Consider the following 23,672-nt stretch of genomic DNA (forward strand, 5'->3'; position numbering starts at 1 on the left):
TTAAATGCGAAATTTTAACGAAAGAAAATAAATAAAAGCCTTAAGCCTTTTTTTAAAGCCTTTGCAGGGGTAAAGTTAGCTTAAAAAGTGTTTTAAAAGGATAAATATGGACTTAATGCCACCTATAAATAATGCAGAAAAAGCGGCAAATGAAAGCGGTTTATGGACTAAATTTAGCAATTATTTAGGCAGTGATAATTTTGCAAATTTTGGTAAAGGTATGCAAGGCGTGGGAGCAATAGCAAGTATAGGGACAAATATTTATGGCATTTTTCAAAGTAACAAAGCCTTAAAAATGCAAAAAAGAGCCTTAGCAAATGCCGAAAAGCAGCAGTCCATAGAAAACGCAAGATATGATAAAAGAGAAAAGGAAAGAGATGAGGCGACTGATATGGTGATGAGTGGGGCGGGGCTTTTGGATACAAGCAGGGTTTAGATTTGCAAGAAATTTAAAACCCTTACGCAAGGGTGAGTTTAAGCGTGAATTTAAAACGCTTTTATTTAGGGCTTATTTTAAACCCTTACTTACTCAGCAAGAGTTATCCACAAGCGAAGCTTAAACGCTTAAAAGCGTTTTTTCACTTGGGCTAAATTGCTTCGCTATGAAAGGCTTTGATTTTCTTTAGAAAGTGCTTAAAATGGGTTTTAGGCAAAATTTGGCAAATCCGCAGGATTTGGGCGGGTCGTGCCTTTAGCTTTTGTTACTTTTAGGCGAAATCGCATTTCGCCGCTAAAAAGTAAATAAAAAAGGACAAAAATATGACAAAACGCTTTAATTTTTGGGATCATTTTAACGAGGCTTACACGCATTTAGAAAAAAAGCATAAAAGCCGTTTGACCGATGATAAATTAGTCTCTTTTGCAAGTGAGTTAGCCTTAAAATTAGTCGAAATCGACTTTAAAGAAAAGGAAAACGCTTATAATTATGAAAAAGCCGAAGCCGAGATTAAAAACCTAATCTTACAAAGCAAAACGCAAAATGAAGCCTTACAAATAGAAAAGCTTAAAAGCCTAGTGCAAGCGCACGCTATGTTACTTAGTGTAGGAGATAATGCGGCGATTAATAAGGCAAATGCGGTGGTGAGCTTTTTAAATGTGGTCGGTAATGCAAGTAATGAAAAAATGGTCGCTTCTTATACAAATCAAGTTATGACGCTTATTAATCAAATCTCAAATAAAGATATGAGTGCGGATTATAAGCCGCTTTTAGACAAGATTAAAGAACTAGCAAATGAGGGCTTTGAGGACGGCAGAGGCGTTAAGGAGCTTGGCATAATATGCCCTAGAGTTAAGCTTAGGATTAATGAAGCGGTCGAAATCAACGCTTATACGATGTATGCAAATAAGGAGCATTATTTTGAGCTTGAGGGGCGTAGGTATGAGGGGACTTGCCTTTTTTTCATCAGTGAAGCGGCGGGGGAATTTGAGCTAAGTTTTAAAGCAAGAAATCATAAAAACGAGCTTTTAAGCACGAGTATAAAACTTAGAGTTATCGAGGAAAATTAAAAAGCTTTAAGCCTTTTTTTAAAATCCTCTTAAAGCTATCTTTTCACAAATTACAAAAAGGAGCAAGTATGGACGAAGCAGCACAAAGTCCCTTAAATGACGATGAAGCACGCTTAGCGGTTTTAGAAAATGAAATCAGCCAAGCCGAAGCGAGTTTAGAGCAAGACTTTGCAAGTTTTGCCGCTGAAAAATTAGCCAGTGATGAGAGTTTGGAGGAGCTATATTTCGAGGATAAAGAGGAGTTTATTAAGCAGATTTTGCATTTGCAAAACGAGTTTTTAAAATCCTTGCAAAATAAGGTCGATGAGGCAAATGAGCTAAGGGGTCAAATAGGGCAAAAAAAAGCGTTTGATAATATCCAAGCCGCAGCTGATGCTTTTGATGAGCGTAATTTAGGCGTTAGCTCTGATGAGCTTTTGGACTTTTTTCAAAAGGATTTAAGCCCTAGAGCTAAGGCGAATTTAGAAAGCTTAGAGCCTAGTGCCTTTTTTGAGGAGCTTTACAAGCTTTATCAAGGTGAAACGCAGGAGCAAAGTGAGGAACTCCCGCAAAGGCTTAATGCAAGTAGTGCAAGTGTGGAAAGTGGGGGGGATAGTCTTGTAACGCAGAGATTTTAAAAGCTTTGGGGGTTGTGGTCGGGGTTGGCTTGGGTGAGAATTTAAGGCTTTTTTAGGTGCTTATTTTAAACCCTTACTTATTCAGCAAGGGTTATCCACTTTAGAAACTTGAAAGCTTTACAGCTTTCTTTTCTAAAGGGCTAAATTGCTTCATTGCATAAGGTTTAAAATAAGCTTGGAAAGCAAATTTAAGGTGAGAATTCAAAAGGGTGCTTAAAGGGAAATTTAAAGTCTTTGCTAATTCGGCAAGAGTTAAGCACTTTAGAAACTTGAAACGCTTAAGGCGTTTCTTTTCTAAAGGCTTAAATTACCTCATTACGCAAAACTTTAAATTTCTTAAAAGCTCTTTTGCAATTCTCTTGGAAAGTGAATTTAAAGGTATAAAAAGGAAATTCAAAAAATGTTAGATAGTTTAAACAAAATCAATTTAGCAGCGTGGAGAGAAAATCCAAATGTCGCGGTAGAAATCGCAAGAACGATAGAAAATGCAAGTTGGCAAAAAAGCCCTTTTGCGCCTTTTATGGGTAGGGGGCAAGATAGAGGGGTAAGAACCTATAATGTCAAGGATTCTAACCCTTATCGCCCTAGACTTAAAGCACAATTAACAGGCGACGGCGTGAGAGGAAATGCGGACTTTGAAACAAATTTCGATAATTTAGAAATTTTAAGTCAAACGGTGTATCCTTTAATCATAGGAAATTCCATTAAAAGCCCTGTTAAGCAATACACGCAAATAGAGCAAATCGACTTCATCAAAGAAGCGACTGAAAGCCTTACCGACTGGATACAAGATAAAAGGGACAGGGCTTTCATCACGGCTTTAAGTAATGATTTAAGCAATGTCGTAGTTTGTGATAAAAACGGCACAGGTTATAAGGATACCACAGCAGAAAATAGCGTTTTAGAAGCGAGTAAAAAAACGACTAAGGGCGATGTGTGTAATGTCAAAGCCTTACGCCGTGCAATTTTTATGGCAAGAAGTGGGATAAATTATAAAAACAAAGAAGCCTTTCCTATCAAGCCTATAAGAAGTAATATGCACTCAGTAGGAGGCATTGAAGTTACAAATTATTCTTACCTTATCTTGCTTGATACTTACCAAGCAAATCAGCTTAAAAACGACCCTGAGTGGATAGCGATGCAAAAAGTCGGTATAAGAGGTGAGAAAAATAACCTTTTCACTGGCTTAGTGGGTATCATCGATGAATGTCCTGTGATTGATATGGGTGTATGGACTAAGATGCAAGTGGGTTTGCTTAATAGTGAAATTAGCGATAGCGATTTTATCTCTAATATTAACGAACAAAATGTCGGCGGAAATTTAACTCCCCCTTCAGCCTATGCAAATACTCAACCTGTATCAATAGGCTTTTTAATCGGTGCTTCAGCTTTGGTAATGGTAGGAAGTGATACGCCTAGCTTTTACATCGATGAAAGTCAAGACGCAGGGCGTAAGGTCGTTTGCGGTGTGGATAGGCTTATGGCGATAGCTAAGGCGAAATTTGAAAATGCAAGTGGGGCGTTAAGTGCTTATGCAAATACGGATTTTTCTACCATAGGCATTATTTCAAGTAAGGAGTAAGTGGGCTTTAGGCGTTTTGTTTAGGTGAGAATTCAAAAACTCTTTTAGATGAAATTTAAAACGCTTTCACACTCAGCAAGGGTTATCCACAAGTGAAGCTTAAAACCCTGACGGGTTTTTTTTCACTTGGGCTAAATTGCTTCGTTATGAAAGGTTTTAAATTTCTTGGAAAGTGAATTTAAAGCAAAACACGGCTTTTTGCAGAGCAAAAAGGGACGGCGTGAGCTTTAGGTTTGCTACTTTAGCGGAGCTTTGCTTCGCGGTGAAAAGAACATTAAAAAAGTAAATAAAAAAAAGGAAAAGGATTAAAATGCAACAAAGAGTAAAAAATATCGCTTATTTAAGTGAAGTGGTGGTTGATTTGGCGACTTTAGATGTTACAAAGGGTTTAGAGGTGATTATGCTGCCAAAGGGTGCTAGTGTGTTAAGTGTGAAAATGGAGGTTTTAGAGCTGCCTAGAGATAGCATTACAGAGACTTTAACGCTTTCTTTGCAAAAAAATGGGCTTAAATTCTTTGAAAATGCACAAATTGCAAAAAATGCAAATGATAAGAAATTTTTAACAAGTAATATTCACACAACTATCGATTTTAACGATGTTTTGGTGCTTAAGCCTAGTGCTGCGATTAGTGGGGGCTTGGTAAAAGTTAAGGCGCATTTTTATAATCCTAGTGAGATTTTAGCCGAGCTTTGAGGGCTTTTAGGTGAGAATTCAAAAAGGTGCTTAAGGTGAAATTTAAAACGCTTTCACACTCAACAAGAGTTATCCACAAGTGAAGCTTAAAGGCTAACGCCTTTTTTCACTTGGGCTAAATTGTTTCGTTATGAAAGGTTTTAAATTTCTTAAAAAGCAAATTTAAAGGCGAGAAGTGGGCTTTAGCCTTTAGGTGCAACAAATTTAAAGCAAAACAAGGCAAAGGCGTGAGCCTTTGGGCGGGTCGTGCCTTTAGGTTTGCTACTTTAGCAAAAATCGCATTTTTGCGGTGAAAGTAGGTTTAAGGTGAACTACGAAAATTATATTAATGAAAGTTATGCGGAGAAAATAGGCGAAGCAAGCAAGCTTTTAAATGAGGCAAAGGACTTATTAAAGGCTGAAAATATCGATAGCCTTTTAAATGCGAAATTTGCACTTTTAAGCGCGGAATTAAGAGAGCTTATTATAAACGCCAATGAATTAAAGACAAGCGAATTAAAAGAGCACATTACTTATTATAATCATAACGAATTACAAAAATCTTACGCGAAAAATAAAGAGGATTTAATAGAGGCTTTAGCCTTACAAATCGACTTTAACGCCCTTTTTGTGGCAAATAAAAATGAATTTATCAATATCACAAAACAAGAATTTAGCAAAGAATTGCAAAGGCTTTTAAATGAAAATGAAAGCCTAGAAAATGCCATAAATATCTTAAAAGAAAGGGTAGAAAATACCACGCAAAACGCAAATATTGCTTTAAATGAAAGGCTTGAGAGCCTAGAGCTTGAAAATTTGACAAAAGAGCTTTTAAGAGCAGAAATCACAAGGCTTTCAAACGAGGCTTTAAAAGAAAATGCGCCCTTTATCTCTAAAGAAAGCGCAAAAGAGCTTTTAACAAATGAGGACTTTTTGGCGAATTTGGTGAGTGATATTTTAAATCATAGCGTTTTAGCAAGTAAAATCAAATATGAATTAGCCAAAGTGCTTGAAAATATCAATAAACAAGCCCTAGAAAGAGCCTTAAATCATAAAGAGCTTAAAAAAATGATGATTTTACAAAATATGATCATCGCTTCACTAAGCTTACAAAATGAGCTTAAAATCATCAGCGAAAATATGGTTTTCATTAATGATTATAAACTCATAGAAAAGCGTAAAGAATTCTTAGAAAATTTAGACAAAGAAAACGCAAAACTTCTATTTGAAAACAAATTTAAGGCAGTGTAATGGAAGAGTTTTTAATCCCAGTGCAAGAGCAAGAAATCCTAGAGTTAAAAACACAAAACGAGGCTTTACAAAATGAGCTTTTGCAAAACAACAATTTAGCAAACGAGGCAAAAAGCCCTTTTAATAATGCTTATGAGCAGTATTTGATGAAAAAGTATTATGGTGATGAGGGACTAAATTTAAAGGCTAAGCAAGATATTAATTTTAAAAGCAGAAGCATAAATGAGCCTATTAAGCAATTAGCAAGGATAAATAAGGCTTTAAAGGCGAGTGATGAGGCTTTAAAAAGTGTCGAGGAAGCGGGGATTTCTTACGGAGCAAATAAGAAGCTAAATAACCTAACAGGCGGCATTTGGGGCATAGGTGAGGAAAATGCCAAGCTTGACAATGCTTTGGCAAATTTTGCCAATATGAGCGGTCAAGTAACTTCACGAGGCGGCAATAATTCTAATAAAAGTGCTGATGAGCAGCAGCGTTTGCTAGGGCGTGATTTTGCTAGCACAAAAGAAAGGGTCAGCAGGATAGCCCAAACGCGTAAAAATATTATGGATTATTTCGAGCAAGAAAAGGCAGGGCTTGAGGCTTTAGGATACCGCTTAGATGAAAATTCAAGCTTTATGAGAGAATATTTAGAGCAAAAGAAAAAGCAAGAGTATTTAGAAAATAATGGCGGTGCTTTTGATTTTAACGCTTATGAAAAAAGCGTTTATGAGGATTTTGCCAAGCAAAAAGAGCAAAATGACGGACTTTTAAGGCTTAAGAAGTGAGAATTCAAAAGGCTTTATTTTGGGTGAGAATTTAAACGCTTTTATTTAGGTGCTTATTTTAACCTTTATTTAGGAGTGAGTTTAGGTGAGAATTCAAAAAGTCTTTAAGGTGAAAATCAAAACGCTTTCACACTCTTATCCACTTTAGAAACTTGAAAGCTTTACAGCTTTCTTTTCTAAAGGGCTAAATTGCTTCGTTATGAAAGGCTTTGATTTTCTTAGGAAAGCAAATTCAAAGCTCAACACGGCTTTACGAGACGGACTGGGCTTTAGGTGTAGTAAGTTTAATGGCGTGATTTGGCTAAATGCGGAGCATTTAGGTGGGCGTGCCTTTAGCTTTTGTTACTTTTAGGCGAAATCGCAATTTCGCCGCTAAAAAGTAAATAAAAAAATAAGGTAAGAAATGATAACGATAAAAGATTTAATCACAAAGATAAGAACAAGGCTAAGAGATGAAAGCGAGGGGGAATTTCGCTTTAGAGATAGTGAGCTACTTGATGCGCTAAATTCGGCTTATTTGGACTTAAATTATCAATTTAAGCTAAATATTAAAAAATACACTAAGCAAGTAAGCCAAACGGATAATGTTTTACAAACAAATAAAATGTTTCTTTCTTTTGAAAAGGCGTATTTAAATAATGCGCCCCTTTCTTTTAAGGCTTATGATGAAAAGGCTAAGACTTTGCAAATTTCAAGCTTTAGCGACTTTCAAAGTCTTATTATCTTACCAAGCACGGCGGCTAATGGGACTTTAGAAGTCTTTGTCAATGAAAGCGTAAAGCTTGAAATGGATAGCATTTTAAGTAGTGGGGACTTTTTGGAAAATGCTTTAATTTTTAGCGTTTTAATTAGCATTTTTCAAATAGAAAGCAATGAGAGCAATTTGCAAAGAGTGGGTTTTTATGAAAATCTTTATAAAAAAGAAACGGACAGGCTAAGAGCCTTAATCTCAGGCACAAAAGAGGCAAGAAGCTTTCAAACCTATTTTAATTATTAAGCCTTTTTTATAAGAAAATTTAGGCTTAAAATCACACAAAAAAAAGGGGTTTTTATGACAGATGAAGTAAGGGGAGGATTAACTCCTCCTAAAGAGGACTTTTATAACGAGCTTAAAGAGCTTTTAAAGGACAATGCCAAGTGGGTCGAGCAGGTGAAAATGAGCCTTGAGCTTTTGGCGCATTTGTATGATAGCTTTTTAAAGATAGAGAATAAATACGACACTTCTTTAAAAGAGTGCGAGAAAATCGCCCTTGAAGTGAAGCAAGAATACTTAAAAATAGAAGCTTTAAGCGTGGAAATAGGCGAGGACTTTTTGGAATTAAGAGAGGAGGCAAGAGGGCTTTTAGAGAGTATGAGCCTAAAAGAAAGTGCGGTTTTAGAGGCTTTAAAAAAGGTGGAGCATTTAGCGCACGAAATGGAAGTTTATTTTAGCGAGATAGAGAATTTCAAAGTCAAATTAGAGCTTTTTAAGGAGGAAATGGCGGAGTTTAACGACACTTTTAACGCGCAAAAAAGCGAAGTTTTGCAAAGCATTGAGGACTTTAAACGCGAATTTGCAGAGGATAAAATAAGACTTGAAGAAATGATTAATGATGCAAATGCTTCTTTAACGGGCTTTAGGACACAAATTTTACTAGAAAAAACTGAGCTTGAAGAGCGTTTAGAAAGTGCGAAACAAGATTTTACTAGCCTCACGCAAAACGCGACTAATGAGCTTTTAGGCAAAAAAGAGGAGATTAAAAACGAGCTTGAGGGCTTGGCAGAGCGTCATTTTGGCGAGCTTTATGCGCACATCTTTAACATTGAAAAGCTTTTAATGGAAAAAGGCGTGGTGAGTTTAGAGCAATAGCCTCTCCACTCTACTAAAGAGGCTTAAAAAGATAAAGTTAAGTTTAAACTAAGCAGAGTGAAGTATAATTTTTTTGAAATTATTTTTTAGTTCTTGCTTTAGCTTTTAAGGGCTAAAACAAGGACAACTAAGACTACCATAAAAGCGATAATTTCAGTCATCTTACCTCCTTTAGCATAAGCCTCCAGAGTTTCAACTTAACGATGTAATAATAACTAAAACTAGCTTAAAAACTGCACTTTCTTAAGCCTTTTTTTCTTTTTAACTTTTTTCTAAATTTTGCAAAAAAAAGGAGTTTTTAAGATGAGTTTAACACAAATTGAGGCAGATTTAAGGCAAAGTAGCGAGGCTTTGCAGGATTTAAGAAGCAAGTATGACGGGGCTTTGAGCAAGATAAATGAAGCAAATGAAGCGTGTAAAAATGAGCTTGAAAATCAAAAAACGGAGGCTTTGGAAGCCTTAGAGGCAAGTAAAGCCGAGCAAGGTGAGAAAATCACGGCACTTGAGACTAAAATGGAGGAGTTAGAGAGCCGTTTTATCACAGATGAAAATCAAATCTTAATCAAAGTGGGAAATAACGCTGATGAGGGAGAAATCGCCTCTTTAAAAGAGGCTTTAAATTTATCTTTAAAATACTCTCCAAGTATCCCTAGCAGTGTAACGCGTGAAAAAAATAAGGTCGTTATAGAGATACAAGAAGGCTGGGAGTGGCGTGAAGCTATCGGGCTTTATCATATGGACTTATCTCATATCATCATCACGCAAAAGAATTTCAATGTGCCGATAATGTGCGATTTTAGTAGGGAAAATATGCACGCGGATAATGGCATCCTTACCAAGCTTTATTTAGATAATTCTAAAATAAGCATTAAAAAGCTATATCTAAAGGCTAAGGCTAAGGAGCTAACGGAAAATAATTGCTGGTTCAATAATTATATTTATAGCCGTTTTGGAAGCGGGGTCTTTATAGAGCATTTAAAGCTTGATGATAGTTTATTAACGACTAGAAATTGCCGTCAAGCTGGGGGATATACTATCTTTACCGATGATGGATCGCAGCTTTTGGCACACAAAATTGAGATTATCAAAAGCAGCGCGACTAATGAAAGCTTTGCTGTCTGCGAAAACTCAAGGGCTTATGTGGATCATCTCATACTAAGCGGAGGGAATAATAATTATAACGGCGTGCTTATCAATACCGCTTCAAGTGCGCATATAGGAAATATTACTATAAGCGGCAATAGCGGACATAACGGCGTGCTTATCAATACCGCTTCAAGTGCGCATATAGGAAATATTACTATAAGCGGCAATAGCGGACATAACGGCGTGTTTATCAATACCGCTTCAAGTGCGTATATAGGAAATATTACTATAAGCTCTCGCTCAGGGCATCAACATCTCCTCATTGACGGGGCAAGGCTTACTAATCACGCTTCTTGTAATTTCACGGGTGGCAGCACGGGGAATAATCAAAAACTAGCAATCGTTAGAGGAGCTTTAGCATTGGTGGCTGGAAATGGCTACTCACGCGGGGCTGGAAATGATGCAAATCAAGCCGTAGGAGTGTGGTCAGCACATGGTAGCTGGTGCTTTTATGGTAACCGCACTTAAAGGTAAATTTAAAGGCTTTATTGAGGTGCTTTAAGTGAAAATCAAAACGCTTTCAACTTCAACGCGGTTATCCACAAGTGAAGCTTAAAACCCTGACGGGGTTTTTTTCACTTGGGCTAAAGCGTTTCATTATGAAAGATTTTGATTTTCTTTGGAAAGTTTAAAAGGCTTTTTAATAAGCTTGGAAAGTGAATAAAAAGGAATATAAATGCAAAATGTAGAATTAAACACGGCGTGGGCGGATTTGAGTCTAGAAAGTATAAAGGCGAATTTGGAGTGGGCTTTAACGCATCCTTATTTAAATCTATGGCTTGAAAATGCAGAAGCTAGTGAGGCTTTAGAAGTGAAAAAAGAGCTTAAAAAAGCAGAAATTACAAAAAAAAGAGATGAAGCCATAAATGGAGGCGTAGAGTATAAAGGCAAGGTTTTTCAAAGCGGTGAAAAGGATAGAAATTTGCTAACCTCTACCACTTCGCTTTTTAGCATAACTAAACAGGTGCCGCAGGGTTTTAAGTGGATAGCTAAGGACAATGAGGCGGTTAGCTTTACTTTGGAGGATTTAATCGCTTTGGGTGGCGTTATGGCTAATGCTGTAAATACTCACACGATGAAGGCAAGGGAGCTAAAAGACAAAGTCGAAAAGGCGAAAAGCGTGGCGGCTTTGGAAAAAATACAAGTAGAGTTTTAAAAATGGTAGAGGTGGTTGGGGCTTTTTCTTTTGCTGATGTGCTAGAAATCTTAAAAATCACGCTCTTTTTTGCTTTGGTTTATGGCGTGGGAGGCTTTTTAGGCTATATGTTTGTAAATTCGCTTTTTGAAAGAGGCAAATAAAGAGGCTTGAAAGCCTCGCAATGACGGGCGGATGGGGTGGGAATAGGCAAGCCTTATAAGAAAGCTTAAAAGAAACGAGCAAAACTTAAGAGGCTTTTAGGTGGGGCTTAAGCCCTTAATGGAAAGTTCTTTTAAAATGGGTCAATATGCGGTGCTTAAATAAGCCAAAAAATAAACCTTATATCTTAAAAACAAAGGCTGGGTAAAACTAGCCTTTGCTTGTGATGTGAATTTAGAGCAAATTCAAAGCAAAACAAGGCAAAGGCGTAAGCCTTTGGGACGGACTGGGCTTTAGGTGTAGCAAGTTTAAAAGGCAAAACTGGGGCTTTAGTTAGGTTTAGGCGAGGCTTGGCAAAGGCGTAAGCCTTTGGGCGGGTCGTGCCTTTAGGTTTTGGTTCTTTTAGCGGAGCTTTGCTTCGCGGTGAAAAGAACATTAAAAAAGTAGGTAAAAAATGAGTTTAAAAAGGGTTGTTGTAAAGCCTTATGATAAATATAAATTTGAGGTTTGGGAGGATTTTAACTATCAAATAGAGCTAAAGGAAAATGAGTTTATAAGTGGGGTCGTGCCTAAGGGTTACACGACTGACGGAGCTTCTATACCACGCATTTTTTGGAGTTTTTATCCTCCTTATAAAAGTGAGTATTTTAGTGCTTGTGTTTTACACGATTATCTATGCAGTCGTGCAATGCACGAAACAAGCATAAAAGAGGCTTATAAAAGGGCGGATTTGGTTTTTTATAAGCATTTAAGGCTTTTAAATGTTAATTTTGCCACTTGCTTTATTTTTTATCACTGGGTCGATAAGTTTCATAAGCTTAAATGTTATTTTAAAGGGTGGAAATGAAAGCTTTAATGAAAAATAAGGTAATTAAGGCTAGGGCAATTTGTGAGGAGCTTTACCTCTTAAATGAGGATAGCTTGGAATTAGTGCTAGAGCTTTTAAATGATGATGAAATAAACGACAAATACGGCGAAACGCTGGAGAATTTAAAGGAAAATTTGGAAAAAACGCATAATTTACTTTAGCCGATAGCCTTACAAATCGGCAGGAAGTATTGTTTAAGGATAAGCTAAGTAAGGCTACTCTATAATTTAAGTGTTGAATTTAGTGTTGGTTAAGGAGTTTTAGTAACTCTCTAGCCAGCCTCAATGTTTCTACGATAAGCTTTAAAATCTTAATCCATAAATTCATTTCAGCCACCTTTCTCCACCGAGTTAGCAACTTAAACAAGCAAATTTTAGCAAATTTACCTTAAAAAAACTGCCTTTTTTAATCCTTTTTTTCATACGCTTAAAAAGCTATCTTTTTACAAATTTAAAAAAGGATAGATTATGAAAATTGAGATTATTAACAGATATCAAGGCAAGTCTTGCGTTATTGGCAAGTTTAAGGTGTATGATGAAAACGGCGATTTAACTTTTCAATGCTTTTCTTTACAAGAGGATACCGCAGGGCTTGAAAGTGGCAAAGACTTAAGGATACCAGAGGGCGTTTATAAGCTAAAAAGGCATCCACACTCACGCTTTGAAGCGACTTTAAGAAAAATTACAGGGTATGAAAAAGATGAAATGCTAAATGTTTATAATGATTTGGTGCCTTATGAAAGACATATTTTGATACACTGGGGAAACACGGATAAAGACACGCAAGGCTGTATTTTACTTGGTGAAACAAAAACAAGCGATGAAAGCATAGGTGGAAGTAGGGCGGCTTGTAAATCATTTTATGATTTAATGCGAAGCGTAAATTTAGATATGGTCGAGCTTGTTATAAAAGATGAATTAGAATAAGGGGGCTTTATGAGTGAAAGTGCTATAGCTTCGGCTTCTGCTTTAGGGAGCTTAAGCGGTGCTGGTTTGCTTGGAGTTATGGTTTTAACTTTGGCTGGGGTGGTGATACACTTATATAAAAAGCAAAGTGAAATCGTAGGTGAAAAGCAAGAAAGGCAATTAAAGAATTTAGAGGATATAAAGCAAAATCTAAAGGAAAATTCTGCCATACAAAAGGCGACTTTGGATACTTATAAGGAAAATAATAAAACTATGATGGAATTTATAAGGGAGCATTGCAAAAATACAAATGAGGAGCTTAAAAGGGCAAATCTTAAGCTAGATGAAATAGATGATAATTTAGATGATTTAAAGGGCGTTGGGGCTTGGTTTAAAGACTTGCATAATATTAAGAAGTAGGTAAAAGATGATGTTTATAAGTATGAATTTGAAAAAAACATTAAAGGAAAAACTGGGGCTTTTCACGGAGTGAAAAGGGTGGGGACGCCTTTAGGTTTTGGTTCTTTTAGCGGAGCTTTGCTTCGCGGTGAAAAGAACATAAAAATAGAAAGTAGGTAAAAATGTTTAGCATAATTAGCACGATTTTAGGCTTTTTTAAAGGCAATATGTTTTTTTACATCTCCTTAGCTTTGGCTTTGGGTGCAATAGGCTTTTTAACTTTAAGCTTAGAGGCACAAAAGGCAAGATATGAAAAGGTAAAAAATGATTTAAATATAAGCTTAGAGGCGAATTATAATCTAGCCTTAAGCCTTGAAACGCTTAAGCTAGAGCATAAAAAGCAAATAGAGGCAATAAGCGAAGCAAATGAGGAAAAAGAGCAGGTTAAAGAGAGGATTGAGTATGTTAATCGTTACATTGTTAAGAAGTATGAAAGCGGTGAAAATAATCTTACTAAGCTTTTTAATGCTATGGCTAACAGGCTGTGGGAGCAGAACTGGGCAGCAAATCGTTAAAGATGTCAAAATCGTAAAGGTGCAAGTGCCAAAAGAGCTTTTAGAGCTTAAAACACTACCGAAGCCTTATGTTAATAGTGAAATTGAGATTTTAAACGCTTATTCTATGCTTTTTTATCACTATAAGCAATGTGTGATACAAATGGGGAAAATAAGGAAGCTAAGCGAATAAACTTCGCTTAATCTAAATAATCCATAAAACTAACGGCTGGGCTTTGTGGCTTTTCTATGCTTAGGCTTTGGGTTTGGCTTAGCTTAATTTTTAATCTTTCTTTAGTGGTGCTAACACGAAATAAAAATTTTTCATAGCTTAAAAATCTTTCATAATCATAAGCCTTAGCCGGTGTGCATAATCCTCCGTCTTTTTCTCTTAAAATAAGGGCTTTTAGTGGTGCTATGATGAGCGTTTTTTCACTTGTGGCTATGACTTTAAAAAAAGTGGGGGAATAATCACTACTAGAGACTAAAATATCGCCTGTTTTAAATCCTGCTAAATTGGGCTTATTTTTATGCTTTGCTAAGAAAGATTTAAGGGCTGTTTGATTGGCTTCGATGGCGTTTTTGGCGCGTAAATCGCAAAAGGTGGAGTAATCGACCTCTTTGCCGTCTGCTGTATAAATTTCTTTATGTCCATTGTAATCGCAAGTTAAAATTGTCATTTGCTGTCCTTTTAAGTTTGATTTTATCCTGCCTAGCTATAATGCTAGGCGAGGATTATTCGACTTTTAGTCTAATTTTTAGCTTTAGGCTAAATTTTAGGCTGAAAAGTTTAAAAACCCTTCTTAACTTCAAGACTTTCATAAAAGCCCTTTCATTAAAAAAAGTTTGCATTGACCTTTTAAGGCGACTTTGGCTGAAACCCCTTGCTTAATAAATTTGGATTTGTTAAGCTTTTTGGTTATAATAACCCAAACCCAGCCCTTAAAGGACTGGGAAAGCGGTTATTTTTTAAGCTTGAGGGCTATTTTTAGCCCTAAGAGCTTAATTTTTAAAACCACCTTTTTGAACTTCAAAATTTGCATTTTAAAGCCTTTCAAGTGGTATCTACCCACCCACCCTCCAAATAGCTATTAACTATTTTTTATGAGTATATCATAATAATTAAATACTTAATATATGCTTAAATTTATCATAATTTGTGAATTTTTATAAAAAATAATATTTATTAACTATAATTATATATAATTAAAAAAAAGGAGCAAAAATGACAAAAGAAAAATTTAAAAGCTTAATGCAAGAAGCGGGAATTAAGAGTAAAAAAGAATTAGCCGAGCTTATGGGCTTACATTACGGAACGATTAATAATTGGGGGAATACGCAAGGCTATCCTACCTATTTAAACAATTATTTTCACTTCATCATTAAAGCCAAAAAATACGATGAGGCGTTAAAAAAGGGCTTTGATGAGAGTGAAAAGCCTCAGGAGTGCCCTTCAAATGTGGAGGCTTTGAGCCTTGAAAATGCGAGGCTTAGGGAGGAGTGTGAAAAATATGAGGCTTTAAAAAGGGCGTTAAAAGAGGCTTTGAGATAGGCTTACTTCGCCTCTAAGTCCGTGCCGTGCTTTTCCCTCACACAAAGTGCCAAATTCACGCCCTACCGCCACACGACCCCGCCTGAGTGCTTTTGTCTGCTTTTTACGCCACACGAAAGAGCGTTTTAAAAACGATGAAATAAAGAAGCGAAGCATTTTAAGACTTGCAAAGGGGTCGTTTTGCAAGAAATTTTAAAGCGGTGTAAAAATGAATTTATGCCTTTTTGGCTTTAAAGGCGTATGAAGTAGAGCAAGTCGCTAGGGCTTTTTTAAAGGGCGTTAAAAAGGGCTTTGGCTAAATCATCAAAAAAAGCTTTTTAAGAAATATTTAAACAAAAAATGCTTAAAATAACGGCGTTTATTTATCGGTGGAGCTTAGTTAAACGGGCTTTTAATAGCCTGTAAAAAGGGGCTTTAAAACTAACTTTCTAAGCAATGCTTTAAAAGCTTCAGTGCGGTTTCTTTGATAGAGCTTTAAGGGCGTTATATAGCAAACTTATGGTTTCAAAAAATACTTATGACACCATATTCAAAGGCTATGTATTTTATGGCTTTGTTCATAAACGCTTCAAAGGCATTTCTTAGGCTATAAAAGAGCTATGAAGGTATCTAAAAAAGAATTAACAAGTCCGCAATGAGCTACTTTCCCCCTGCCAGTAAGGCGTAGTATCATCACCCACGATGTGCTTAGCTTCTTGGTTCGGGATGGAGCAAGGCGTTTCCACATCTGTATAATCACGGACATTGTTATTTAAATATTCTTTGAAAGATTGAATTTAAGAATAAAACTTAATCTTTTATTTCTTTACTTTTTTCTTTATTCTCTTTCTTCTTTTCTTATCTTTTATCTTAGATAAGTTTTTATATAGAATACTTAAAAAACAATGTTAAGAGCAAGTTTTATTAAACTCTTTACACTTTATTAAGGTTAAACCTTAACAAGGAAGTGATGCTTTATTAACTTAAAAGATAAGTTAATATTTATAAGATAAGCCAAACGCTCTATTAGTACTGGTCAGCTAAAGGACTTTCATCCATTACACACCCAGCCTATCAAACTAGTAGTCTTCTAGAGAGCTTAGAGAAGATTCATCTTAGAGTTGGCTTCACGCTTAGATGCTTTCAGCGTTTATCCTTTCCAAACTTAGCTACGCTGCGATGCTCTTGGCAGAACAACAGCTACACCAGTGGTTTGTTCAACCCGGTCCTCTCGTACTAGGGTCAAATCTCTTCAATCTTCTTACGCCCACGGCAGATAGGGACCGAACTGTCTCACGACGTTCTGAACCCAGCTCGCGTACCGCTTTAAATGGCGAACAGCCATACCCTTGGGACCTGCTCCAGCCCCAGGATGCGATGAGCCGACATCGAGGTGCCAAACCTCCCCGTCGATGTGAGCTCTTGGGGGAGATCAGCCTGTTATCCCCGGGGTACCTTTTATCCTTTGAGCGATGGCCCTTCCACACAGAACCACCGGATCACTAAGACCGACTTTCGTCTCTGCTTGACTTGTATGTCTTGCAGTTAAGCTGGCTTATACCTTTATACTCTACTAGCGATTTCCAACCGCTATGAGCCAACCTTTGTAAGCCTCCGTTATTATTTGGGAGGCGACCGCCCCAGTCAAACTACCCACCAGACATTGTCCCACTTGAGGATAACTCAAGCTGGTTAGCTACCCAAATAAGAAAGAGTGGTATCTCAACAATGGCTCATATACAACTGGCGTCATATACTCAAAGCCTCCCACCTATCCTGCACATTCTTATCCAAATAGCAGTGTCAAGCTGTAGTAAAGGTCCACGGGGTCTTTCCGTCTTGCCGCGGGTAGGAGGAATTTTCACCTCCACTACAATTTCACTGGATCCCTCTTTGAGACAGCTCCCATCTCGTTACGCCATTCATGCAGGTCGGTATTTAACCGACAAGGAATTTCGCTACCTTAGGACCGTTATAGTTACGGCCGCCGTTTACTCGGGCTTCGATCAAGAGCTTCGCTAATGCTAACCCCATCAATTAACCTTCGAGCACCGGGCAGGCGTCACACCCTATACATCCTCTTACGAGTTAGCAGAGTGCTGTGTTTTTGGTAAACAGTCGGGAGGGACTCTTTGTTGTAACCTTCTTTGCTTTCGGAGTAAATCCTAATACAAAGGGAGGCACACCTTATACCGAAGATACGGTGCTATTTTGCAGAGTTCCTTAAAGAGAGTTCTTCCACGCGCCTTAGAATACTCATCCCACCCACCTGTGTCGGTTTACGGTACGGGCAACATTAGCTAAACTTAGAAACTTTTCTTGGCTCGACGGCATCAGGGGTTCTTCTTTCCATCCGAAGACTTCAAAAAGCCTTTCAGTTCTCGGAGTATTCTTATACGGATTTTCCTGTATAAGCTCCTACGACCTTAGACTAGCACTTCCATCCGCTAGCCCCCTTAGCCCTAAGCGTCCTTCCATCGCACACTAATGTTGGTATAGGAATATTAACCTATTTGCCATCGCTTACCCCTTTCGGACTCAGCTTAGGACCCGACTAACCCTACGATGACGAGCATCGCGTAGGAAACCTTGGGTTTACGGCGTTAATGATTCTCACATTAATTATCGCTACTCATGCCTGCATGCTCACTTCTATTCGCTCCAGCACTCCTTGTCGGTATACCTTCGACGCAAATAGAACGCTCTCCTACCACATTGCACACAACTTAAACGACTTAACTCTTTTAATCTAAGAATATTTTTATTGTTTTTTACTATATTTTATTATTTTTACGAAGTTTTTGTTTTTATCTTTACTCTATAAAAATGAATAAAGATAAGCAAAAAATAAATAAAAATAAATTTAGTTTCTCATATTTTAAATTTAAATCATCTAAGTTGTGTGCAAGTCTAAAGCTTCGGTACTTACTTTAGCCCCGTTATATTTTCCGCGCAAAATCACTAGACCAGTGAGCTATTACGCTTTCTTTAAAGGATGGCTGCTTCTAAGCCAACCTCCTGGTTGTTTAAGTAACTTCACATCGTTTTCCACTTAAGTAAGATTTGGGGACCTTAGCTGTTAGTCTGGGTTGTTTCCCTCTTGACGACGGATTTTATCACTCGCCGCCTGACTGCTGTGATTACACTAAAGGTATTCGGAGTTTGATAGGGTTTGGTACATTGGTGTATGCCCTAGCCCATTCAGTGCTCTACCCCCTTTAGTTACGACACAACGCTATACCTAAATATATTTCGGAGAGAACCAGCTATCACGAAGTTTGATTGGCCTTTCACCCCTATCCACAAGTCATCCCATAGCTTTTCAACGCTAGCGGGTTCGGTCCTCCACTAGTTCTTACACTAGCTTCAACCTGCTCATGGATAGATCACTTCGTTTCGGGTCTGCAGCATCTGACTTAGCGCCCTATTCAGACTCGCTTTCGCTACGGCTTCGCGTTAGCTTAACCTTGCCAGACACCACAACTCGCAGGCTCATTATGCAAAAGGCAGTCCATCACACTGTATTGCTACATAGTGCTCTGAATGATTGTAAGCAAATGGTTTCAGGTTCTATTTCACTCGGCTCACCGCCGTTCTTTTCACCTTTCCCTCACGGTACTTGTTCGCTATCGATCTGGTAGGAGTATTTAGGGTTGGATAGTGGTCTACCCAGCTTCAGACAGGATTTCTCGTGTCCCGCCCTACTCAGGATACTGCTAGCTAAGGTTAGGTTTTTGCATACGGGACTATCACCCTCTATGGCTACACTTTCCAGAGTGTTCTGCTAACCTTTCCTCTTGCACATTGCAGTCCTACAACCCCCAGTGCAAGCACTGGGTTTGCCCTCTTACGCTTTCGCTCGCCGCTACTGACGCAATCTCGTTTGATTTCTTTTCCTGAGGGTACTAAGATGTTTCAATTCCCCTCGTTCGCTCCATTATGGTAGTATATATCTCTATATACTGGGTTGCCCCATTCGGAAATCTAGGCATCAAAGCTTCTTGACAGCTCCACCTAGCTTATCGCAGTCTAGTACGTCCTTCATCGCCTCTACCAGTCAAGGCATCCACCATTCGCTCTTAGTAGCTTACCTTTTAATGTTCTTTTAGTAAAGAACCAAAGCTAAAGATTACCTCGCCAAGCCTTAAGGAAATTCCTTAAGCTTAAGGGCTTGTCTAAAAAGCTCTAGTTCTACTAAAAAAACAATGACATAAAAGCCAAAATTAGCTTTTTTGATTCTAAAACGCATCACTTCCTTGCTAAAGTTTAATGATAAAAGAGCTATATTATAAATTGAAACTATATATTTAAAGATAGGTTCATTACATATATAAAGACGGAAAGTGTTTAATCTTTAGTTCATATAAACGCAAAGTCAATGTGAAGCTAAAGCGTGTATTAAACTTTATTTCTTTTATCCTTTAACAAGGTTCAGTAAAATTGTTTATTAAAACTTGCTTGTGACTCTTAACAATGATAAGTTAAAGAACGGCTTTCTAAAGGAGTTAAAATGTTGTATTTAGACTTTTTTAGAAAGTGAAAGTCGAAATTATACATAAAGAAGCTTAAGGGAAGATGAAAGTGGGAAGATTTGTGAAAAATATTAAGCCCTTGTGGGGCTTAATATTAAAGTAGGTTTTTGAATTGACAAGTTTTAATGTCAAGCCCAAAGCCCTTTAAAGCAATAAAGTCTTTATCGCAATTTTGCGACATTAAATGCACTTCTTCGACCTTAAAAAATCTTAAAATTTGTGCGCCTATGCCATAATTTTTAAATTGTGCCGCATTTGATTTTTCGCCTTGCATAAAAATGATAATTCCGCCATTTTGTGATAAAAATTGAATTTGTTCTAAAAGTTGCGAGAATTTATTTGAAGTTAAAAGCTCAAAATCACTATCACTAATGTGAAATTTAATATTTTCACTTTTTCTTGGTTGATTAAAACAAAAAGCAATGTGCTGAATTTGATTGTGGTCTTCAAAGATGAATTTTTGTGCTTTAAATCCTGCTAAAAAGCTAGCTTGCTGCTCTTTAAGAGTGATTAAGCTTTCATTTTTTAGACGATATTCTATTAAATCGGATACGGTTATCATATTAAGTTTGAATTTTTCGCAAAATTCTAGCAAATCTTCCCTTCTTGCCATATCCCCATTATCTTTAACAATTTCGCAAATCACGCAAGCGCCTTTCAAGCCAGCCAGATGACATAAATCCACACTTCCTTCTGTATGTCCTGTGCGTTCTAAAACTCCGCCTTTTTTGGCTATGAGAGGATTGATGTGTCCTGGACGAACGAAGTCGTTAGCACAGGCTGCATCATCGGCAAAAATTTTAATGGTCATATCACGCTCATAAGCACTAACACCTGTTGTGGCTTTTTTTGCATCAACTGTTATAGTGAAGGCTGTTTCGTGACTTGAGGTGTTTTTTGGCACCATTAAGGGTAATTCAAATTTCTTTGCTAAATTTTCATCTAAAGCTACACATAAGACTCCTCTAGCTTCTTTTATAGCAAAATTGACCTTTTCTTTAGTGCTAAATTGTGCAGGAAAGATAATATCTCCCTCATTTTCTCTATCTTCGGCATCAACCATTACGAGCATTTTGCCTTCTTTTAAGTCTTTTATCGCTTGTTCTATGCTTATAAAATTCATTGTGATCCTTAGGTTATAATTTTAGCATTGTAGCTAAATTTACTTGACAAATAAATTAAAAAAAAGTATAATTTCGTTTTTTATTTGCTGGGGTATCGCCAAGCGGTAAGGCAACAGGTTTTGGTCCTGTCATTCAGGGGTTCGAATCCCTTTACCCCATCCACTCCGAATTCATAACGCGAAGTAGAGCAGTGGTTAGCTCGTCGGGCTCATAACCCGAAGGTCGGGAGTTCAAATCTCCCCTTCGCAACCAGATTATAATTTTTATCGTTTTTGATTTTTACCTAAATTTTTGATAGCAAAATGGGATTTTAGTGATAGTTTTGTATATTTTAAACAAGGAGACATAATGCAAATAATTAAAGAATTTTTTATAAAAATTGGCAGAGATGACATCGATGAAAATATGAAAAATTTGGTAAGCAATAATGAAATTGATAGTATTGATGTGATGGCTTTAGTCGCAGAGATAGAAAAGCACTATCAAAAAACTCTCGATAGAAAATACATCAAAATGACATATTTTGAGGATTTTGAAAGCATTAAAAAAATGCTTAATGAAGCTTATGGAGATTAAATTAAGAAATTTCAAGAAGAAATTTCTCGCCCTCATCTTTGAAAGTGAAAATTTTATCTCCGCAAGGATAGCTAATTTCCCCCTGTCTTTGCGTGAAAACTTTCGTTCTAAATTGCTCTAAAATAGTGGGTAGTTCCTTACGAAAAAGCCCGCTATCACTCATACCAAGGCTATGACCTAAATTTCTAATAAATTTTTTATCTAACTCTTTTTCATCTTTTATAAGGTGTAATTTTGCCTTAAGACCTAATGTTTCATAAAGTTTATAAAGCTTTTCTTTATCATCTGCTGTGCCAAATTCATCATGGGCTGAGTGATAGCTGATAAAAAGCGTATCTTTAGCATACTTGGCTTGAATTTTTAAATGCTCTGCGTTAAGTAAAGAGCGAATTTTATAATGTGCTGGGGTAAAGCAGTGCTTAGAATTGGCATCGCAATTCCAAAAAGTTTTACAAAAAAGCTCTATGTTTAAATCTTTATCTAGCGTAGTAGCGTCGCCTTGACCAAGTTCTCTACCTACGATGTAGTTTAATTGCGGCAGGGGCGAGCAAGAATTGTCTAAAATAGCTTGGCAGTGCCACGGAGCGATTTTGGCGATTAAATGTGCAAGGTATCCACCATAAGAGCCACCTCCATAAATGACAGGTAAGGAGGCTACCCCCCCCCCCCCCAGTGTTTTAACTTTAATTAATCTTTTGCAGATATCTTTTAAAACAAAGATATGGTCAAGAGCTGGCATAATGCCATAATTTTGATATTCATCATTAGCAGGGAGTATGGTGTAACTTAAACCTTGCATTTTCATATCTTGTGGAATTTGTCCTTGCTCTTTATGGTGCTTGATCCATTGATTGAGTAAGTTATAGTAAGTGTAAGGCTCTAAATGACTTTGATAAGGAATTTTAACTTTTGCTAAACTCTCCTTTAAATTTAGCATATCTGCTTCACTATATGCAAGTTTTATGCTGTATTTTTCCTCATCTTGATTAAACCTATTACAAAAACAATGATAAAGGACATTAATCGCTAAAACGGGAAAATTTTGTGCTAAATTTTGTCTTGTAAAATCCATAAAAGAAAGATTAGTGCTACTGCCAAAACCTCCTATAATAAAGACGATAGCCTCAAGTTCTTTCGTCTCATCATAGCTAATGCGGTATTCTAATTTTGACTTTCTCTTAATCCCAAGCTCTACATCATCACAGCTTTTAATCTTATAAGTCTTATCCACAAGCATCTTCTACCTTTGAAATTTCTAGGTGCATTTTAGCATTTTTTTGCGAAAAATGATAAAGCAAATCATCACTTGGATAGCTTATGCTTTTGTTTTTGCAAGGGGATTTGGGGTGAGCTTTGATTTTTTTTAAAAGTTCTGGCAAATGCTTATTTACAAGGGCTTTAAAAGGTATGCCAAGTCCATGGTCTAAATTTTTAATAAAACGACCATCAATTTGTTTTTGATAACGCACAGCGTGTAAAGTCGCATCAAAGCCAAATTTTTCATAAAGTTTATAAAGCTCCACCTTTTCTTTTAAGGGTAACTCATAATCCTTTGCGGAATGATAACTTACATAAATGGGTTTGGGATAATTAGCCTGAATAGCAAGATGTTCCGGCTCTAGGATATAGCGAATTTTTCTTCTTGCAGGGGAGAAAAAATAGGGTGAGGTTGGATTTAGTGTCCAAAAACTTTTATCGTGAAAGCAGATGTAAATATGATCAAGTGGCACTCCCACACAAGCATTATCTCGATAATTTATTTCTTTACCAAAGCCTAGCATTCTCTCCACAAATTTTGCTCCTCCCGAATTATCTATCACTCCATCTATCGCCCACGGAGCAATTTTTGCACACAAAGAAGCCAAATAGCCACCATAACTTCCCCCAGCAATGATAACGGGTAAATCCCTAACGCTTACCCCCCCCCCCCCCCCCGTGCTAAAAGGAGCATTTTTTTGCACATAAAAAAGAGTGTTTAAGATGTCAAGGGCCGGCATAATGCCGAAATTTTGATACTCATTTCTCGCAGGAAATAAAGTTGCACTCATCGCCAATTGAAAGTCTTTTGCAACAACGCCATTTTCTTTAGTTATTTTAATAAAGTTCGATAAGATTTGATGGATATTAAAGGCAAATTCGCTTGTTTTAAAATCAGGAGGCAAGGGGATGCCATTAACTTTACAAAACTGCTCTACGATGCTTTTGTCAAAATCGTCCATTCCTATCTTTGCTCCTGTTTGAGGACGGTTACCGATATTGTGATAATTTGCAGCAATGACAGCAGCATTATGCTTTTGAGCTAAAGCTTGCATAATGAGTTTAAAAAAAGAATTGTTAATATCATCGCCTAAGCCTTGATTAAGCACTAAAAGAAGTTTTACTGGCTCACTATCATCATAACAAAGCCTAAATTCCAGCTTACTTTCCCTCTTAATCCCAAGCTCTACATCATCACAGCTTTTAATCTTATAAGTTTTATCTACAAGCATTTTTTG

The 23,672-nt window shown here is 37.0% G+C and carries 26 protein-coding genes, 2 tRNA genes and 2 rRNA genes; 23 read left to right on the top strand and 7 right to left on the bottom strand.

What is annotated here, in order from left to right; genetic code table 11:
* Positions 1-106: 106 nt before the first annotated feature.
* From EL158_RS01995 to EL158_RS02070, 19 genes are all read left to right on the top strand, one after another.
* Positions 107-436: a hypothetical protein gene (locus EL158_RS01995; protein WP_126361424.1), complete on the top strand. Its 330-nt coding sequence runs from the start codon at positions 107-109 to the stop codon at positions 434-436.
* Positions 437-759: 323 nt separating this feature from the next.
* The gene (locus EL158_RS02000) at positions 760-1,506 is read left to right on the top strand and encodes a hypothetical protein (RefSeq protein WP_126361427.1); all 747 of its coding nucleotides are present in this window, start codon (positions 760-762) and stop codon (positions 1,504-1,506) included.
* 68 nt (positions 1,507-1,574) lie between these two features.
* Positions 1,575-2,123 (top strand): hypothetical protein, encoded by a 549-nt coding sequence (locus EL158_RS02005; RefSeq protein WP_126361430.1) that lies wholly within the window; start codon positions 1,575-1,577, stop codon positions 2,121-2,123.
* Between the two features lie 400 nt (positions 2,124-2,523).
* Positions 2,524-3,705 (top strand): phage capsid family protein, encoded by a 1,182-nt coding sequence (locus tag EL158_RS02010; protein WP_126361433.1) that lies wholly within the window; start codon positions 2,524-2,526, stop codon positions 3,703-3,705.
* A gap of 310 nt (positions 3,706-4,015) precedes the next feature.
* On the top strand, positions 4,016-4,399 hold the full coding sequence (locus tag EL158_RS02015; RefSeq protein ID WP_126361436.1) for a hypothetical protein: 384 nt from the start codon (positions 4,016-4,018) through the stop codon (positions 4,397-4,399).
* Positions 4,400-4,705: 306 nt separating this feature from the next.
* A complete protein-coding gene (locus EL158_RS02020; RefSeq protein WP_027304819.1) occupies positions 4,706-5,629 on the top strand; it encodes a hypothetical protein in 924 nt (307 codons plus the stop codon).
* Entirely contained in the window at positions 5,629-6,396 is a 768-nt protein-coding gene (locus EL158_RS02025) for a hypothetical protein (protein ID WP_027304820.1), read from the top strand. Before EL158_RS02020 ends, EL158_RS02025 begins: the two co-directional genes overlap by 1 nt.
* Before the next feature lie 199 nt (positions 6,397-6,595).
* Positions 6,596-6,748 carry a hypothetical protein gene (locus EL158_RS08695; protein ID WP_155837625.1) on the top strand — a complete coding sequence of 51 codons (153 nt, stop codon included), beginning with the start codon at positions 6,596-6,598 and terminating at the stop codon, positions 6,746-6,748.
* Between the two features lie 51 nt (positions 6,749-6,799).
* Positions 6,800-7,393 carry a hypothetical protein gene (locus EL158_RS02030; protein ID WP_027304835.1) on the top strand — a complete coding sequence of 198 codons (594 nt, stop codon included), beginning with the start codon at positions 6,800-6,802 and terminating at the stop codon, positions 7,391-7,393.
* 54 nt (positions 7,394-7,447) lie between these two features.
* Entirely contained in the window at positions 7,448-8,245 is a 798-nt protein-coding gene (locus EL158_RS02035; RefSeq protein WP_034956264.1) for a hypothetical protein, read from the top strand.
* A 303-nt stretch (positions 8,246-8,548) separates the two neighbouring features.
* Positions 8,549-9,859: a tropomyosin gene (locus tag EL158_RS02040; protein ID WP_126361439.1), complete on the top strand. Its 1,311-nt coding sequence runs from the start codon at positions 8,549-8,551 to the stop codon at positions 9,857-9,859.
* A gap of 208 nt (positions 9,860-10,067) precedes the next feature.
* A complete protein-coding gene (locus EL158_RS02045; protein WP_126361442.1) occupies positions 10,068-10,547 on the top strand; it encodes a DUF4376 domain-containing protein in 480 nt (159 codons plus the stop codon).
* A 2-nt stretch (positions 10,548-10,549) separates the two neighbouring features.
* Positions 10,550-10,690 carry a hypothetical protein gene (locus tag EL158_RS08525; protein WP_164715684.1) on the top strand — a complete coding sequence of 47 codons (141 nt, stop codon included), beginning with the start codon at positions 10,550-10,552 and terminating at the stop codon, positions 10,688-10,690.
* A gap of 452 nt (positions 10,691-11,142) precedes the next feature.
* Entirely contained in the window at positions 11,143-11,535 is a 393-nt protein-coding gene (locus EL158_RS02050; RefSeq protein ID WP_027304832.1) for a DUF1353 domain-containing protein, read from the top strand.
* Between the two features lie 8 nt (positions 11,536-11,543).
* The gene (locus EL158_RS08530) at positions 11,544-11,717 is read left to right on the top strand and encodes a hypothetical protein (protein WP_164715685.1); all 174 of its coding nucleotides are present in this window, start codon (positions 11,544-11,546) and stop codon (positions 11,715-11,717) included.
* A gap of 306 nt (positions 11,718-12,023) precedes the next feature.
* Positions 12,024-12,482 carry a DUF5675 family protein gene (locus EL158_RS02055; RefSeq protein ID WP_126361445.1) on the top strand — a complete coding sequence of 153 codons (459 nt, stop codon included), beginning with the start codon at positions 12,024-12,026 and terminating at the stop codon, positions 12,480-12,482.
* A gap of 9 nt (positions 12,483-12,491) precedes the next feature.
* Positions 12,492-12,881 (top strand): DUF7365 family protein, encoded by a 390-nt coding sequence (locus EL158_RS02060; protein ID WP_126361448.1) that lies wholly within the window; start codon positions 12,492-12,494, stop codon positions 12,879-12,881.
* 161 nt (positions 12,882-13,042) lie between these two features.
* Positions 13,043-13,435, top strand: a complete 393-nt coding sequence (locus EL158_RS02065) for a hypothetical protein (protein ID WP_126361450.1) — start codon at positions 13,043-13,045, stop codon at positions 13,433-13,435.
* Positions 13,386-13,607 (top strand): hypothetical protein, encoded by a 222-nt coding sequence (locus EL158_RS02070; protein WP_126361453.1) that lies wholly within the window; start codon positions 13,386-13,388, stop codon positions 13,605-13,607. The genes EL158_RS02065 and EL158_RS02070 overlap by 50 nt, the downstream gene beginning before the upstream one ends.
* 7 nt (positions 13,608-13,614) lie before the next feature.
* Here the strand turns inward: EL158_RS02070 and EL158_RS02075 are convergent, their stop codons facing one another.
* Positions 13,615-14,094 carry a hypothetical protein gene (locus tag EL158_RS02075; RefSeq protein ID WP_126361456.1) on the bottom strand — a complete coding sequence of 160 codons (480 nt, stop codon included), beginning with the start codon at positions 14,092-14,094 and terminating at the stop codon, positions 13,615-13,617.
* 545 nt (positions 14,095-14,639) lie between these two features.
* Between EL158_RS02075 and EL158_RS02080 the strand changes: the two genes are divergently transcribed.
* Entirely contained in the window at positions 14,640-14,966 is a 327-nt protein-coding gene (locus EL158_RS02080) for a helix-turn-helix transcriptional regulator (protein ID WP_051529155.1), read from the top strand.
* Here EL158_RS02080 and EL158_RS08535 read toward each other — a convergent pair.
* From EL158_RS08535 to EL158_RS02095, 4 genes are all read right to left on the bottom strand, one after another.
* Positions 14,946-15,122, bottom strand: coding sequence for a hypothetical protein (locus EL158_RS08535; protein WP_155837624.1), 177 nt, complete (start codon positions 15,120-15,122; stop codon positions 14,946-14,948). The two genes, EL158_RS02080 and EL158_RS08535, sit on opposite strands and share 21 nt — an antisense overlap.
* Positions 15,123-15,592: 470 nt before the next feature.
* A 5S ribosomal RNA gene (rrf, locus tag EL158_RS02085) occupies positions 15,593-15,709 on the bottom strand.
* Positions 15,710-15,950: 241 nt separating this feature from the next.
* A 23S ribosomal RNA gene (locus EL158_RS02090) occupies positions 15,951-19,038 on the bottom strand.
* 533 nt (positions 19,039-19,571) lie between these two features.
* Positions 19,572-20,600, bottom strand: a complete 1,029-nt coding sequence (locus EL158_RS02095; RefSeq protein WP_027304816.1) for a bifunctional 3,4-dihydroxy-2-butanone 4-phosphate synthase/GTP cyclohydrolase II — start codon at positions 20,598-20,600, stop codon at positions 19,572-19,574.
* Between the two features lie 88 nt (positions 20,601-20,688).
* On the opposite strand from EL158_RS02095, the gene EL158_RS02100 reads away from it, so the two are divergent.
* From EL158_RS02100 to EL158_RS02110, 3 genes are all read left to right on the top strand, one after another.
* Positions 20,689-20,763 (top strand) — tRNA-Gln (locus EL158_RS02100).
* 14 nt (positions 20,764-20,777) lie between these two features.
* Positions 20,778-20,853: transfer RNA gene (locus tag EL158_RS02105), tRNA-Met, on the top strand.
* Between the two features lie 96 nt (positions 20,854-20,949).
* Entirely contained in the window at positions 20,950-21,177 is a 228-nt protein-coding gene (locus EL158_RS02110; protein WP_027304817.1) for an acyl carrier protein, read from the top strand.
* A 1-nt stretch (position 21,178) separates the two neighbouring features.
* Here the strand turns inward: EL158_RS02110 and EL158_RS02115 are convergent, their stop codons facing one another.
* Both EL158_RS02115 and EL158_RS02120 read right to left on the bottom strand, forming a co-directional pair.
* A complete protein-coding gene (locus tag EL158_RS02115; RefSeq protein WP_126361459.1) occupies positions 21,179-22,414 on the bottom strand; it encodes a DUF2920 family protein in 1,236 nt (411 codons plus the stop codon).
* A complete protein-coding gene (locus tag EL158_RS02120; RefSeq protein ID WP_126361462.1) occupies positions 22,401-23,666 on the bottom strand; it encodes a DUF2920 family protein in 1,266 nt (421 codons plus the stop codon). Before EL158_RS02120 ends, EL158_RS02115 begins: the two co-directional genes overlap by 14 nt.
* Between the last annotated feature and the right edge of the window lie 6 nt (positions 23,667-23,672).

The sequence above is a fragment of the Campylobacter upsaliensis genome (genome assembly GCF_900637395.1).
Classification (GTDB): domain Bacteria; phylum Campylobacterota; class Campylobacteria; order Campylobacterales; family Campylobacteraceae; genus Campylobacter_D; species Campylobacter_D upsaliensis.